The sequence below is a fragment of the Pseudodonghicola xiamenensis DSM 18339 genome, assembly GCF_000429365.1.
GTDB classification, from domain to species: Bacteria; Pseudomonadota; Alphaproteobacteria; order Rhodobacterales; family Rhodobacteraceae; genus Pseudodonghicola; species Pseudodonghicola xiamenensis.
In genome coordinates this window covers 34,984-49,085 of record NZ_AUBS01000031.1, presented here as the reverse complement: position 1 = coordinate 49,085, position 14,102 = coordinate 34,984, and the positions used below count along the sequence as shown (strand labels likewise).

11 protein-coding genes and 1 pseudogene are annotated in these 14,102 nt (G+C 62.7%); 6 read left to right on the top strand and 6 right to left on the bottom strand.

The window, feature by feature from the left end; genetic code table 11:
- Window positions 1–110: 110 nt before the first annotated feature.
- The 5 genes and pseudogenes from G455_RS26480 to G455_RS0117975 all read left to right on the top strand — a co-directional run bounded on the left by G455_RS26480 (window position 111) and on the right by G455_RS0117975 (window position 4,029).
- Window positions 111–485 (top strand): transposase, encoded by a 375-nt coding sequence (locus tag G455_RS26480; protein ID WP_035366754.1) that lies wholly within the window; start codon window positions 111–113, stop codon window positions 483–485.
- On the top strand, window positions 482–835 hold the full coding sequence (gene tnpB, locus G455_RS26475; protein ID WP_028094226.1) for an IS66 family insertion sequence element accessory protein TnpB: 354 nt from the start codon (window positions 482–484) through the stop codon (window positions 833–835). Before G455_RS26480 ends, tnpB begins: the two co-directional genes overlap by 4 nt.
- A gap of 79 nt (window positions 836–914) precedes the next feature.
- The gene (gene tnpC / locus G455_RS0117985; protein ID WP_028094227.1) at window positions 915–2,453 is read left to right on the top strand and encodes an IS66 family transposase; all 1,539 of its coding nucleotides are present in this window, start codon (window positions 915–917) and stop codon (window positions 2,451–2,453) included.
- Between the two features lie 74 nt (window positions 2,454–2,527).
- A pseudogene (locus G455_RS26985) lies at window positions 2,528–2,905 on the top strand (UDP-galactopyranose mutase); the annotation flags it as partial.
- Window positions 2,906–3,018: 113 nt separating this feature from the next.
- Entirely contained in the window at window positions 3,019–4,029 is a 1,011-nt protein-coding gene (locus tag G455_RS0117975) for a hypothetical protein (RefSeq protein ID WP_028094966.1), read from the top strand.
- 15 nt (window positions 4,030–4,044) lie between these two features.
- Here the strand turns inward: G455_RS0117975 and G455_RS0117970 are convergent, their stop codons facing one another.
- On the bottom strand, window positions 4,045–5,079 hold the full coding sequence (locus G455_RS0117970; RefSeq protein ID WP_028094965.1) for a sulfotransferase domain-containing protein: 1,035 nt from the start codon (window positions 5,077–5,079) through the stop codon (window positions 4,045–4,047).
- A 62-nt stretch (window positions 5,080–5,141) separates the two neighbouring features.
- A complete protein-coding gene (locus G455_RS0117965; protein WP_028094964.1) occupies window positions 5,142–7,853 on the bottom strand; it encodes a glycosyltransferase family 4 protein in 2,712 nt (903 codons plus the stop codon).
- Between the two features lie 313 nt (window positions 7,854–8,166).
- Here G455_RS0117965 and G455_RS0117960 point away from each other — a divergent pair, with 313 nt between their 5' ends.
- Complete coding sequence (locus G455_RS0117960) at window positions 8,167–9,165, top strand: alginate O-acetyltransferase AlgX-related protein (RefSeq protein WP_028094963.1); 999 nt, start codon at window positions 8,167–8,169, stop codon at window positions 9,163–9,165.
- 81 nt (window positions 9,166–9,246) lie between these two features.
- On the opposite strand, the gene G455_RS0117955 is transcribed toward G455_RS0117960, so the two are convergent.
- From G455_RS0117955 to G455_RS25740, 4 genes are all read right to left on the bottom strand, one after another.
- Window positions 9,247–9,990 carry a sulfotransferase family protein gene (locus G455_RS0117955; RefSeq protein WP_161629409.1) on the bottom strand — a complete coding sequence of 248 codons (744 nt, stop codon included), beginning with the start codon at window positions 9,988–9,990 and terminating at the stop codon, window positions 9,247–9,249.
- Window positions 9,991–10,184: 194 nt separating this feature from the next.
- Complete coding sequence (locus G455_RS26470) at window positions 10,185–10,361, bottom strand: hypothetical protein (protein ID WP_154664424.1); 177 nt, start codon at window positions 10,359–10,361, stop codon at window positions 10,185–10,187.
- A 107-nt stretch (window positions 10,362–10,468) separates the two neighbouring features.
- The gene (locus G455_RS0117945; RefSeq protein WP_154664423.1) at window positions 10,469–11,308 is read right to left on the bottom strand and encodes a hypothetical protein; all 840 of its coding nucleotides are present in this window, start codon (window positions 11,306–11,308) and stop codon (window positions 10,469–10,471) included.
- 93 nt (window positions 11,309–11,401) lie between these two features.
- Entirely contained in the window at window positions 11,402–14,059 is a 2,658-nt protein-coding gene (locus G455_RS25740) for a 6-hydroxymethylpterin diphosphokinase MptE-like protein (RefSeq protein WP_028094960.1), read from the bottom strand.
- Between the last annotated feature and the right edge of the window lie 43 nt (window positions 14,060–14,102).

The following is a 14,102-nucleotide window of genomic DNA, read 5'->3' as shown; positions in this document are numbered from 1 at the left end:
TCGTAAGCGCTGTTCCGCTCCCACCTTCCTGCTGAATCCGTAATCTGCGATGCGCCCTTGTGTGGAGATTTGCACGGGAGGTGTCCTTGGGAGTCCATCGGGAGCGCAGTATGGAGGCCGTTGGGTTTGTGGAGCTTCTGGCGGCTCCGGCGGCCAAGCGGCGATGGTCTGACGAGGCGAAGGGCCGGATGGTGGCGGAGACGCTGGTGCCAGGCGTCACGGTGAACGAGGTGGCGCGTCGGCATGGATTGAAGGCCAACCACCTGTCGTCCTGGCGGACGCTGGCTCGGAAGGGCAAGCTGGTGGTGCCTGAGGTTGCGGGGGCAGAGTTTGCAGCGCCCGTGGCGTCTCCGCTGGCGGTCGCGGCAGCGGCAACGACGGCGTCGATTGATCTGATCGTCGGGACGGTGACGGTGCGGCTGAACGCAGCCACGCCTGCGGCACGGGTTGCGGAACTGGCTATGGCGCTGCGGGCCTGCTCATGATCTTCCCGTCGAACCGGGTGCGGATCATGGTTGCCACGAAGCCCATCGACTTCCGCAAGGGTCACGACAGCCTTGCCGCGATGGTGAAGAACGAGCTGCGCAAGGATCCGTTCACCGGAACGGTTTTTGTCTTCCGGGCCAAGAAGGCGGACCGGCTGAAGCTGCTCTACTGGGACGGCACCGGTCTGGTGATGGCCTACAAACGGCTGGAGGAGCACAGCTTCACCTGGCCTGCGGTAAAGGACGGACTGATGGTGATGAACCACGCGCAGTTCGAGGCGCTGTTTGCGGGGCTCGATTGGCGGCGGGTTCGGGCCATCGCGGCGAAGGCCCCCGAAGCCGTGGAATGAGCCGTTCAAGGCTGCGGCAGGATGACTCATCGTGCTCTTTCCAGAGGCATAGGCCATGGCGGTTTGGTAAAACCCGGCCATGCCGAATGCCGCTGATCTGCTTGAAGAAATTGCTGCGCTGAAGGCGATGCTGATCGCCGCGGAAGCGCGCGACCTTCGCAAGGACGAGCGGATCGCGCGGCTGGAAAAGCTGGTCGCGGCCTTCAAGCAGGCGGTCTTCGGCCGGAAATCGGAGAAGAGCAATCCGGACCAGTTCGAGCTGGCGCTGGAAGACCTGGAAACGGCTATGGCAGTGATCCATGCCGAAGAGGATGCCGAGGATCGCGCCGCCAAACGCCCCGCCAAACCGCGTGCCGCCAACCGTGGTGCATTGCCGAAACACCTGCCGCGCATCGAAGAGGTCATCGAGCCGCAGAGTCTGACCTGCGCCTGCGGCGGCTGCCTGCATTGTATCGGGGAAGACGTCTCAGAGCGGCTCGACATCGTGCCCGCCCAGTTCCGTGTCATTGTCACCCGCCGTCCCAAATATGCCTGCCGGTCCTGCACCGATGGCGTGGTTCAGGCGGCGGCCCCTGCGCGGCTGATCCCGGGCGGGATGCCCACCGAAGCCACAGTCGCCCATGTGCTGGTCAGCAAGTATGCGGATCATCTGCCGCTCTACCGTCAGGCCCAGCTCTACAGCCGCCAAGGCGTCGATCTCGACCGCTCCACCCTTGCCGATTGGGTTGGCCGCGCTGCCTTCGAACTCCGCCCCGTCTACGACGCGCTGATGGCGGACCTGAAGCGGTCCACCAAGCTCTTCATGGACGAGACCCGTGTCCCAGTCCTCGATCCGGGGGCGAGAAAGACCAAGACTGGATACTTCTGGGCACTGGCTCGCGACGACCGACCCTGGGGCGGCACGTCACCACCGGGCGTGGTCTTCACCTATGCCCCCGGTCGGGGCGGGCAACATGCCGAGCGGATATTGCAGGGCTTCGGCGGCATTCTGCAGGTCGACGGCTATGCCGGATACAACCGCCTGATCGCAGCGGACAGGATCGGTCCGGGCATCCAGCTCGCCTATTGCTGGGCGCACGCGCGTCGCAAGCTGATCGAGATCACCCGCACCGGATCCGCGCCGATTGCCGAGGAAGGCGTGGCCCTCATCCGCGATCTCTACGCCATCGAGGCCGAGATCCGCGGCAGTGACCCTGTCACCCGCCTGTCCGTTCGGCAGGATCGCTCCGCCCCGATCCTCGCGCGCCTCGATGACTGGCTGACGCCCCATCGCGCCCGGGCCTCGGCTAAGTCCCCATTGGGCGAAGCGCTCACCTATATCGCCAAATACCGCGACGGCCTCGGCCGCTTCCTCACCGATGGCCGCGTGGAGGTCGACAACAACACCGTCGAACGCACCATCCGCCCCATCGCCCTGAACCGCAAGAACGCCCTCTTCGCGGGCCATGACGCCGGAGCCGAAAACTGGGCCACCATCGCCTCGCTCATCGAGACCTGCAAAATGAACGGCGTCGACCCCCACGCATGGCTGTCTGCCACACTCACCGCCATCGTCCAAGGCCACAAGCAAAGCCGGATCAACGACCTGCTCCCGTGGAATTACGCCGCCACCGTGTGATCGGCACACCGCTTACCCAAAATCTAACCTGCAGACTCTCGCTATGAATGGGGGACCGGCAGGGGGCAGGTCACTATCAGGGCGATCACCAGGGCTGCGCGGTGATGAACTAAGGCGAGGTCGAGGTGCCCTATACCCGGATCACCGAACACAAGCATTTCGCGCCCTCGGAGAAACACGAGGGATCGGTGCTCTACCGCGAGTTCTCGCGCGCGGCCGAGCCTGAGGACATCCCCTATTACGCGATCCGCCAAGTCGAGGAGAAGGCGCTGCTGTCGGACTACGTGAAGCTGGCGGAGGCGACCTCGGACGTCACCTTCGTCGGCCGGCTGGACACCTATCGCTATCTCGAGATAGATGGCACCATCCGCGAGGTGCTGGATACCGCGCGGGGCTTTCTCGCCCGTCTGGAGAAGGGCGCGGCGGTACCGGCGTTTTTCGTCGCGCCGCTCCGACGCAATTTGGCCCTGGGCTGTGGACAAGCGGCGGGCTTATGTGCGTTTTATGCGATGAGAGGCTGCGCGCTGCTGCGCGCGGGCCGCATGACTGAAGGAGTCTTCCTTGGATGGAGCTTTTCCTGCATATCGGTCCGGACAAGACCGGAACTACGACGATACAGAAATTTCTGGAGGAGAACCGGGAGACATTGGCGGAACGCGGCTATCTAGTTCCGAAATGCCCCGGGCTGAAACGTCATTACAAGCTCTATCTTTATGGATTCGATGACGACAAGACGGTCAAGGAACCGTCGTGGAAGAACCGCGCCAGTAGTCCGGAGGCGTTTCGCCGCGAATTCCTGCAACAATTCACCGAGGAAGTGTGCGGCAGCGGGCTGGATCGGGTGGTGCTGTCGGACGAGGGGCTCTACCGGCTGAGCGAGGAGGAGATCGGGCGGCTGCAAACCCTGTTCGAAGGGTTGTTTGACCGTGTGCATGTCGTTCTCTATCTGCGCCGCCAAGACGACCATGTGATCAGCCGCTATCAGCAGGTGATCAAGACCGGCGCCAGCACGCAGACCTTTTCGGAGTATCTCAAGGGTCCGCACCCCTATTATTTCTATGGCGAGATCATGGAGCGGTGGGCCAGGCGGTTTGACCGGGAGAACATGCGCCCGCGGATCTTCCACCGGGACCGGATGGTCGGCGGAGATCTGATCGAAGATTTCCTCGCGTGCATCGGGGTGGAGGACAGGGAGGGGTTCACCCCGGTGCAATCCCAGAATGTCGGGCTGGATGCCGCGTGTACCGAGTTTCTGCGGCTCTACAAGATCGCCTATAAGGAACGGACCGGCCGCGATCTGCATCCGCTGAGTCAGAACATGACGCTGATCGGCTTTCTCGAGCGCAACTCAACGGGCGGCAAGCTGGCGCTGCCGCCGGCGTGGCGCGAGCGGTTCATGCAGCGCTGGGAGCAGAGCAATGCCGGGGTCGCCCGCAGTTATTTCGACCGGCCCGAGGGGGATCTGTTCCCTCCGGCGAAATCCGTGCCGAAGCCGGTAGTGATAGCGGCGGAGCCCCTGTCTGTCGCCCGCGCGGTGGAACTGTTCCTGCTGGCCTGGCAGGAGGATCTGCCCTGACCCGGGCGGAGAGTGTCAGTACCCCAGCGCGGCGATTTCGTGGGCCAAGGCCTCTTCGATTCCGGCGATGATGGGAGCGTATTTCCCGGGGGCGCTGCGCCAGCCCTGAGGCTGACTGCGGCGGCGGGGGCTGTCCCCGTTCAGCGAGACCAGATCGTCCAGCGCGGCAAGCGTTGCAGGCCGGGGCAAGTCGAGAAGCTCGAAAACGGAGGCGAAGGCCCGTTGGGGAGTAAGGGTCAGATCCTCATAGCGGAGATGCAGCGCCCCATCCTGACCGGTGTCCTCGGTGATCCAACTCCGATACCAGTCGCGGTAGGCCTGAAGGACGCTACGCGCGCCAGCGTGAGCCGCATCGCGAATGATGCCGAGCACATCGGGCTGGAACAAATACCAGTAGTAGTCAGTCTCCAGAAACCGTTCCGGATCGATCTCGGTTCGCCGCAGCCCAGCGACATAATCATAAAGCGACAGAAAAATATCCCGCGGATCCCGGACGAGAATGATGAGACGGGCGGGGGGCGTTTCGATCTTCCACAAGCCGGAGAGTTCCGCCATCAACGTGGCGGGATCCAGCGCATGGGACTTTAGGAACAGTTGCGGTGCGTCCAGATAGCCGCCGGCATAGATGCTGGCGCAGTCGACCCCCTCGCTGTTGCGCCGCAGGATATTCTGCACGAAATTGCTACCGCTGCGGGGAAAGGATAGCAGAACGGTGACTGTTCCCGGGGCGGGCGGGGCACTGTCCCAGTGCAGCAGGCGGTGCTGTTGTGGCACATAGCTGAAGGCGGCGGGTACCCCGTCCGGCGCGCCGATTAGCAATAGCCGGTCGCGCACCGTGGCGAGCCGGACGCGGTCGAACACCCCGACCAAGCGCGGGCTCTCATCCGCGACGATGGCGGGCACCTGTCGCACCTTTGCACGATAGGCCGCATCGTCGGAAAGCAAGGTGAGCAATAGGTCCGGCGCTAGCGAGCCGGGGCGGAAATTGAAACTGACCCGCCCGGCGGCATGGTTGTAGCTGACGGAGGTGACGGGAAGGTCAGGAAGCATGGGGGCCCGTTTCTGCCGCGATCAAGGGCGCCCGAGGCCGGGCGCCCGCAGTGTGCAACACTTCAGTAGAACAGTTTCGTTTCCAAGAAGTTGAACAGGTTGGAATAGGTGATCTCCGGGCGAAGATAGACGCGGGCATGGTCATATGCTGCCTGTTCCAGCCCGGCCCGCTCACCGGAGGCGGTCAGCAGGCGGATTGTTTGCTCCGAGAAAAGATCGGCGCTGTCGGTGACCGCGATCGCGCCGGCCTCCACCGCAGCTTCCAGACCGCGGGCGCCGATGCTGGTCGAGACGGTCGCCTTGCCGCGGCTCAGTGCCTCGATCATCTTTATCGCCATACCGGTCCCGAATAGCACCGGATTGATGATCAGCGCCGCCTGTTCGTAGAAGGGCGCGATATCCTGCACCACGCCGCGCACCTTGACTTGGTCGTTGGCATATTCCGTCACTGAGGCGCCGCAGCTGCCGATGATATCCAGCTGCACCCCGTCGACCGCGTCGCGGATCGCCGGCCAGCTGTGCTCTAGGAAGCTCTTGATGCCGAAATTGTTGGCCTCGTAATTGTTGCCGATGAACAGCAGCCGGCGGCTGTCCGCGGGCGAGCCGAGGAAGGTCTCGTTCTGGCTCGACGGGGTGGCCAGAACGGTGTTCCGGGCGCCGATCATGTCGTCCAGAACCTGTTTCTCGTCGGGCGAGATCGCGATGCAGGCGGGGGCCATGTTGAGGAATTTCTGCTCGGTCTCGCGGTCGACGGCAAATTTTTCCAGCGACGGAACCGCCTCGGTGCCGTAGCGCTCGCGCGCGGTGGCGAAATTCGCGTAGCGGGCCGATTGCACGTCATGGGTATCGAGCAGCCCGTAGGTGGCATCGGGCAGGGCGGTGTGGATTTCGCAGCTCCAGGCGAATTGGGTGATCGCCACATCCGGGCGCAGCCGGTGCAGCATCGCGGCAGCGGCATAGTTGAAATGGGAATCGACCCGCGCATAGAGCCCTTCGCCGTCCCCGGGCAGCAGCCGGCCCTCTTTCTTTGCCCGCTTCAGATAGCCGGTCAGACGCTTCTGCTCGGGCGTTTGCGTCGCGTGCTCCCCCTGGGCGTCGTCCAACGCCAAGCTCAGCAGGTCCGACTTGTAGATCTGGGGGATCATCAGGTGGCTGTCGCAGAGCCGGCGCAGCGCCTTGTAGTCCTCCAGCGCCTCCATGTACTCCCAAGGCGCGGTGCGGTCGATCAGCGCCACCGAATAGCCCGCGGTCTTGAACGCGTGCATCATGTTGCGGATGCGCGCGGTGCCGCCGCCCTTGCCCAGCATCGAGCCCTGCAGCACGAAACAGGCCACCGGCTCGGGCAGCTGGCGCACGGCTACGTTGTGATCGTAGATCTGCTGCACGGTTCCAGCCTTGTCGGGGCTGGAGATGGTCTTGTGTGCGCTGACGATGATCGCCTCGGGCAGATCGCGCAGCAGTTCGGCGGAGCCGGTCTTGCCGCTGATGACCTCAAGTTCGATCTTGTGGGTCTTGGCCAGTTCGAAATTCACCTCTTCGGCGATGAACCAGCTGGCGATCTCGGCGGTGGGGTCGGCGTCGGGCAGCACCGGCACCAGCGGCTCGCCGATCTGGCGGCCGGCGACGCGGAAGGCGACATCCTCGGGCGGGCAGCCGGGGGCGCATTCCCCCCAGACCATCAGCAGCGAGTTGCGCCGGTCGAACATGATGCTGGTGGCCTTGGCGGTCACCATCTCGACGGCGGAGGGATCGGCCTCGAAGCGGCCGATATCCCGGTCCCGGTTGAACAGGGTCAGGGTGAACGGCGTCTCCGGGGGCGGCAGCCGGGCGGGATCGCTGAGCGCCTCGGACAGCGGCAGATCGTAGCGGAACCGCTGCACCAGCGGTCCGCGGAAGCCCAGCTTGCGGCTCAGCTCGGCGTCTTCGCGCAGCTCGGGCAGACCATGGCAGGGCTGATTGCCCATGTGCAGCTTGATCATGGTGACCGGGTGATAGCTGCGATACCAGCCCTCGACGGTGATCCGGTCGCGCAGGTAATCGAGCCGGGCGCTGGTGATCTCGGCCAGCGGCTGGTCGTAGAGCAGTGCCTCGGGCGCGATCGACCAGGCGGTCTCGCTGCCGTCGATCAGGTCGGCGACCACCTTGATCGCGGACAGCGCCCCCTGGCCGACAAAGCGGACCCGGGCCTCGAACCCGCCGAATTGGTTGACCACCCCGCCAGTTTTCAGCCGGGTGTTGGAGGAGGGCAGGAACGCCTTTTCGATAACTTCCGAGCGGCCGGTGCCCAGCACCACCCGCAGTCGGCGCAGCGGCAGTTCGGGATATGCCTCGCCCGCTAGGCGCAGGAACTTGCTCTCGGTGTCATAGGCGCAGGTGGTCACCTCGAAGCGGCTGTGGTCGACGGCGGCCTCCGGGGTTGCCAGGAGCGTGATCGGGGCGCGGTACAACTGCTCGCCGCCATCGTGGACGAGTGTGGCAAGCAGCTTGTTGTGGTGATCCAGATTGGGGACCGTCGCCTCGAACACCCAGCCGGGGGTCTTGTCCTCGTATTCGGGATACTCACGGAACACGTCGGCGCGCCTGCCCCCCTGCTCGGCCTCGCCCAGCTCGCCGCGCTCCGGGGTCGACAGCACGATACGGGGAGGCTTTTGGCCTGAATACAGCCTCCAGCCGTTCACGGTCAGCTTCTGCGTGGCGGGATCGTAAACCGCCTTCGAAATGTTGATGCGCGGTCGCAAGCGGGGCTTTGCCGCGGGCATGGTATCCTTCAGCATCTTGTCGGTCTTCTCGGAAAACTGATTAAGCTCTGGGACGGACTCTAATGGGTTTGGGGGCGAGCGCAACCCGCTATCCGGCCGGCTATCCGATTGTGCCGCTTGCGTTTCGGGGCCGTTTCTGGCCTGTATGGGGGAAAGTAGGAAGCGAGTACGGTCGCCACCCCGCCCGTTCAGGTCCCTCCGGGTAAAGGCCGGGTTTTTACGGGAAAGGTGGCGCGCCAGAGCTGCTTCGGGCAAGCAGAGCGGCAGGACGACAAATGAAGAAAAAACGCATTAACCTAAATATCTGGTTCCTGAAGGCGGCGCGGCAATGACGGACAGCACTTACGAAATCGAGAATGCGGTCCTGATTGGGGAGCACGAGGAACTGTACCTGGCTGCCGGGGCGCACAGCATCCTGAAATTCGCCACCGGCGAACTGACCGTGCCCGAGCAGTCGGTGCGCAATTTCTGGCAGAACTTGCGGGAGCGCGCGGCGTTTTGCGCACGCCAGGGGCGTGGTTTTCTGCAGATGGTGGCGCCGGAAAAATACAAGGTCCACCCCGAGGGGTTCCCGGTGGAGAACCCGAAATCCTTCTGGGATGCGTTTACCGCCGCCGAGGGCGCCACGGTGGAGAACATGTGGTACGGCGCGCAGGATCTGCGCGACAACCCATTCGGGCGATCCTATTACAAGACCGACACGCACTGGACCGCCGCCGGCATGATGCTGGCCACCCGGCGCATCGCCGAGACGGCCGGGTTCTCGGAGGTGGAGCTTTCCGCGCTGAGCGAGAAGATGCAGGCGCAGACCCAGCCGCTGGACAAGCTGTTCTACGGCGACCTGGGCCGCAAGCTCGAACCACAGCAGGGCGAAGAGGCGCTGTGGCCGCGCCGCGCACCCTCGGTCACCAGCGAAGAGAACGGGCTGGCGCATGATTACGACAAACCGGTGAACGACGGCCGCATGGTGGTGTCGTACAACCCCGACAGCGTGACGGACAAAACGCTGCTGATCTTTGGCGACAGCTACCTGTTTAATGGACTGGCCTATGTCGAACTGGGGTTCCGCAACATGGTGTTCTGCCGCACGCGGTTCTTTCACCGCGAGATGGTGGCCATGGTTCAACCCGATATGGTGGTGTGCGAAGCTGCCGAGCGCTACACCCGCGTGGTCAGCCGCGACGTCAAGGCACCGCCGTTCCTACTCTTGCCTTATGTGCTCGATCGGGAGCCGAAGATGTCTCCGAAACAGGCCGCATTTATTTCGAAGATACTGTCTAACAAGCGCAGGCCAGACTTCTCCGAATACAAGGTGGATCTGGACTAGTTTGCAGTCAGCCGTTGTGATTGCACGCATGCCTTTGCGGGCGTGCTGTGCGAATCCTGTGGTTCGAAAGGGTGCCTCGCTTTACAAAAACCCGCCGTGTTTGAGGAGTTTTCGATAGCTGCCAAAATCGCAGTGCGCAGAGACATGAACCTTTTCCTCGTCGGCGAGGGCTGACCGCTGAGCTTCCAGAGACAGGCTGCGCTTGTGAGCGCCTTGCCAGCTTGAGCGCGCTTCGTCGTTCATCTCGAGGCCAAGAAAATCGTAAACGTTTTCAAATTCCTCAAAATTACGGAAAATAGTCTCGTAGCGAATAATGTGAAGATCGAGTTGGTCGAGGAACTTGACGGCCTGCCGGATATCGAAATTCCAGTGTTTCACGGCAACGCTATAGTCTGTGACAGGGCGCCAGGTCTTGTCTTTTTCATTGCGCGCCCGTTTGTTGTAAGATGCTGCCACGTCAAACGGATTCCGCAGCAAGTAAATGATCTTGATGTCCGGAAGAGTCTCTGCGAACACTTCAAAGCTGTTGGCAGAGCGTGGCAGCTTGTCGCCGATGTAGTCGAGGGTTTCGTAGTCGTTACGAACGCGGTCTATGATGATGTTTGCGATATCCCAAGACGGGTGATCGGGCTGCACCTGGGTATCTTCTGGGCGCACGTCGATGAACCGCTCGCGCTCCCAAAGATCAGGCGTCATTTTCTTATTGATTGATAGTTTTAGGTATCTTTCGAGGCCGATGGCCATGCGGGGATCCTGCGCAAGGGTTGTGCGGAACCCTGTTGTGCCGGATCGGGGGCAGCCAGAAATCAGCATGACCTTGGGCATCATATCTCTCCTTAACGCGCCTAGTGCGGCAACGGTACTTCAGCTAACGCGATTGCCGATGCAAGCTAATAGACTAGGGCTATGGTCTAAAAACCTTGAAAACTCGTCAGCGACAAGAAAAATGAGGTGTACGAAGGGATCTTCGGCTCGAACGGCGGAAAGTATTTCAGTCTTCCGCCGTTCAGACCTAAATGTCAGGACACAGGCGTTCCGGGCTGAAGAATTTCAAACTCGCTAATCTGGCGGCGCTGAACCTCTCCTTCCTGATCAGTAAAAAACATTGCAAGCATATCTTCCGATTTGGTTATCTGAATGACGCGCTCCATGTTCAGGAACAGTGTGTTTCCGTTGTTCAGCGTACATTTCAGCATGAGATATATCCTTTTTCGATAATGGGTTAGGGATTGCGTCGCGAGTGTAAGCGCAAGTCTTCCGGCGGTTCAAGCGAGAATGCGCCGCGGTGCGGCGCGGGCGCCGGTCAGGCCGCTTTTCCCAGCACGTCCTCCAGCCGGGTGCGCGGGATCCGCGCGTCCACGATGGCGCCCTTGGAGACGATCTTTAGGTCGATGCCCTGGGCGGTCAGCCAGTCGTACCAGTCGCCGGAGGCGGCGGCGCAGATCTCGACCTCTTCGGGTATGATGCGGGGCTTGTTGTACAGAACGCCGCCCTCGTGCAGGAACCGGTTGCGCTCGGCCAGGCTGCGGATCCAGCGCGACTTGGCCAGGGTGCGGGTGCGCTGGGGTGACGGGCGGTCGTAGAAATGCGGCATAACCGACGTGCTTTTCGCGCCCACGTCCCAGCCCAGCGTGACGATGGATTTGAACCCCATGTAATGGGCCAGGTAGAAGCCGATCTCGTACAGCACGCCGGGCCCCCAGGGGCGGTTGACCGAGGCATCGAAAGCGTAATCGTCATAGCGCTTCGAGCGCGCCAGCTGCTGGGACAGGTCGCTGGCCCGGGGCAGGTCGAAGACGATGTCGTGTTCGCCGTAGACCGTCGGGTCGGCGGGTCCCTTTTCGTAGAGAATAACTGGACGACGCTGGCCGAAATCGTATTTCTGGTAATTCCAGGTGTTCAGCAGCAGGAAGTCGCAGACCTCGGGCACATAGGCAAAGGCCTGTTTTATCGCCAGAACGACGGAGTCCTTGCACAGCTCGCGCAGCTGTTCGGGGCTGTATTCGTTAAGCGACGGTCCGCAGGCGAGGATGACGCAACTGTCGCTGGCGGCCTGGTCTTTCAAAACCTGGACCTTCGCTTCGGTGGTTTGGGCCGTACGGATTTTTTCCACGAGTTCCTGAGAATAGTTACTATCGAGCATGCCGCACCTTAATCTGGAATGAAAATTTGCGCTTCGAATGGCTGGCCCATGGGTACAGCGGAGGGCCTGCCTTGTCGACCATTTCTAGCTTTTCTAACCCGGTCCGGGCGGGGCCGGCGACTGTGGTGAAGGAGACTTGAGCCCCAGAATCTCGTCGAGATCGGCACGAGGGAAGACCTCCAGCTTGGAAAACCGGCTGGCGTTGTAAATCTTGACGCCGATGCTGTCGCAATAATCCTTGGCGAACTGGTAGGAGGTCTCCAGCCGATCCAGCACCGGATAGTGCCATTTCTCGCCCTTCTTGCGGTAATCGGGGTGGAAATGGTTGCGCTCGCCTTCTGAGATCAGCGCGCCGTCCTGCTTGGTCGCGGGCTCCACGTAGCTGTGGTCGAGCCCGAGGATGTGGATCTCACTGAACCCCATATGTACGGCCATCTGCAGCATCGAATAGGTGATGGTCGAGCCCCAGCAGATCCCCTTGGTCAGATCGCTGGAAAATTCGCGAAAGGGGGACCGGTTGTCGGCCGGGGGCAGCCAGCGGGCGTAATGGTGGTTGGGCTGGCGCGGCAGGAACGGCAGCATGTGATGCGGGAAGATCTTGGTGGTGCCCTCCACTGCCAGGATATCGGCGGTATTGTTCTGCGCCACCAGAAGATCCTCGACCGAATAGAAGGTCGGGCGCCAGTCGGTTTCGTCGAAACAGAGGTAAATCTTGTTGGCCGCGAAGGTGACCTCGTTGCGCAACAGTTCCAGGTCGGCGACGGTCAGGCTGGGACCGTTGCCCAGCACGAAACAGCGCTGGCCCAGATAACGGTTGCGCAGGGCGTTCAGAAAGCTCTCGTCCTCGGGGCTGACGTTGCGGGCGCGATGGTCTTCCAGCGCGCCGCGCTGCTGCAGCGCGATATGCAGCCGGGCGACCTCCTGGCGCAGATCCGTGATCGCGGCGGTCTCGTGCTGCACCGGTTCCAGGCGCGGGCGCCGGCCGAATTTGCCGTAATCGGCCCAGAACCCCTGTGCAGTCAGATGCGGCTGCGCGGCGCGATAGCGGGCCATCACCCCGGGCAGCGCCCCGGGGAGCTGCCGCTGCAGCCGGCGCAGGTGCAGCATCTGCCGCAGCGCCCGGCGGGAATCGCGGGTGACGGTGAACCCGACCCCCTTGCGGCTGTTCCAATAGCTGACGGTCTTGCCGCGGCGGCTGTCGGTCGACCGATGCGGCCGGGTGGTGTCGATGGCGACCCGCTCTTTCAGCGGCAGGAAATGGTTGTTGACGGTGATCCGGTTGAGCTGTGCGGTCCGCGGCGAGGCGGGAGGATAGAGATCGTTGGCCAGTACGGCGCCTTCGGGCGGGGTCGGCATGGTGACGTTCTTCTCGTGTTTCACCAGCGCGAAGATGCCTGCCAGAATGGATTTCTCCTGTTCGACCAGATAGTCGGGCCCGCGCTGGAAATGCTCCATCGCGTCGAGCAGAAGCTGCGCGTGTTCGTATTTGCGTTCGGCCACGAAGCCGCGCACCAGGGCGACATATTGGTCGATGAAATCGGTCTGGGTCTCGAGCCGGCCGGTCAGCGCCAGCAGCACCCAGCGGTTGCGGAAGCGGAAATATTGCATGGCGGCCGAATATTTCTCTTCGAAATCGTCATGCAGCACCCAGAAGGAGAAGGGGATCACCAACTCGACCCCAGCGTCGCGCAGCCGCAGGCCGTATTCGACATCATCCATCTTGATGAAGAAGGGATAGGGCAGGCCGATGCGGTGAATATCGGCGACGGCGATGCAATCCCACCACCAGCCGGTGGTGTCCGGCGCCCTGTCCATGCCGATGAAGGCGGGGATGTCGGCGGTATCCAGCCCGCCGCCGAGCGCGGTATCGCTGGGGTGGACGGTGCCGCGGAACTTGTGGCCGAAACAGGCGCTGTGCCGGGGCGCCTGCTGGGGCGATGAAGTCGGGTACATCGGCGCGCCGACGTGGAAACCGGGCCTGAGAAAGCGCAGGAAGGCCGTGTTCCTGGCGAACATCTCGGGCGTGAGATAGATATCGTCGTCGAGCAGGCAGACATGGGTGAAATTCTGCCCCGCCAGCGCGCCATAGCAGGATTCATAGATGCCGCGGCCAAAGCCGCCGGCGCCGCCGGTGTTGTCGTTGGCGAAGACGGTGACATCGGCGTCGGGATGGACGCCGCAATCGTTGCTGCCCTGATCGCTGCCGTTGTCGATCACGGTCAGATGAGCCTCTTCCGTGGCGCGATGGCGGCGCAGGTAATCGCGGAACACCTCTGCGTTGTGTTGCACGTATTCGGCGCGCTTGAAGGTGCAAAAGATATAATTGATGCGCAGATGCGGGGTGGCGGGGATATCGTCGGTGGCAAAGACGATATCGTAATTGGCATCCGGACTCTCCTCCTCGATCACCGGCAACAGGGCGCCATCGAGCTCGGCCAGCCGCAGATCGGGCAGCACCTGGGTGCCGGGGCCGCCCTGTTCGGCCCGGGCCAGTTCGCGGCGGCTGCCGTCGGCGGTGATCTGCTGCAGGCTCATGCGCACATGGCCGGCGCGGACCACCAGCCGGATGCCCAGCCATCTGAGGGTGGTGGCCCGGCGCCAGGCATCGAGATCGAAGGCATTGACGATGGAGGGGCCGAAGGCCCGGACATAGCGCTGCAACGGATAAATCCCGCGGATCTGGCTGAAGCGGCGGCGCGCGGTCCGCTCGGTCCGGGCGGCGGCGGGGGCAGTCTCGGTGGAAATATTCATGTGCATTCTCTTGCGATCGGCCCCGGGCCTGCAGGCCGGGGCA

What these genes read in the sequence shown, in the direction of transcription:
- G455_RS26480 (WP_035366754.1), top strand. Translation starts at nt 111, where the DNA reads ATGGAGGCCGTTGGGTTTGTGGAGCTTCTGGCGGCTCCGGCGGCCAAG.
- tnpB (WP_028094226.1), top strand. Translation starts at nt 482, where the DNA reads ATGATCTTCCCGTCGAACCGGGTGCGGATCATGGTTGCCACGAAGCCC.
- tnpC (WP_028094227.1), top strand. Translation starts at nt 915, where the DNA reads ATGCCGAATGCCGCTGATCTGCTTGAAGAAATTGCTGCGCTGAAGGCG.
- G455_RS0117975 (WP_028094966.1), top strand. Translation starts at nt 3,019, where the DNA reads ATGGAGCTTTTCCTGCATATCGGTCCGGACAAGACCGGAACTACGACG.
- G455_RS0117970 (WP_028094965.1), bottom strand. Translation starts at nt 5,079, where the DNA reads ATGCTTCCTGACCTTCCCGTCACCTCCGTCAGCTACAACCATGCCGCC.
- G455_RS0117965 (WP_028094964.1), bottom strand. Translation starts at nt 7,853, where the DNA reads ATGCTGAAGGATACCATGCCCGCGGCAAAGCCCCGCTTGCGACCGCGC.
- G455_RS0117960 (WP_028094963.1), top strand. Translation starts at nt 8,167, where the DNA reads ATGACGGACAGCACTTACGAAATCGAGAATGCGGTCCTGATTGGGGAG.
- G455_RS0117955 (WP_161629409.1), bottom strand. Translation starts at nt 9,990, where the DNA reads ATGCCCAAGGTCATGCTGATTTCTGGCTGCCCCCGATCCGGCACAACA.
- G455_RS26470 (WP_154664424.1), bottom strand. Translation starts at nt 10,361, where the DNA reads ATGCTGAAATGTACGCTGAACAACGGAAACACACTGTTCCTGAACATG.
- G455_RS0117945 (WP_154664423.1), bottom strand. Translation starts at nt 11,308, where the DNA reads ATGCTCGATAGTAACTATTCTCAGGAACTCGTGGAAAAAATCCGTACG.
- G455_RS25740 (WP_028094960.1), bottom strand. Translation starts at nt 14,059, where the DNA reads ATGAATATTTCCACCGAGACTGCCCCCGCCGCCGCCCGGACCGAGCGG.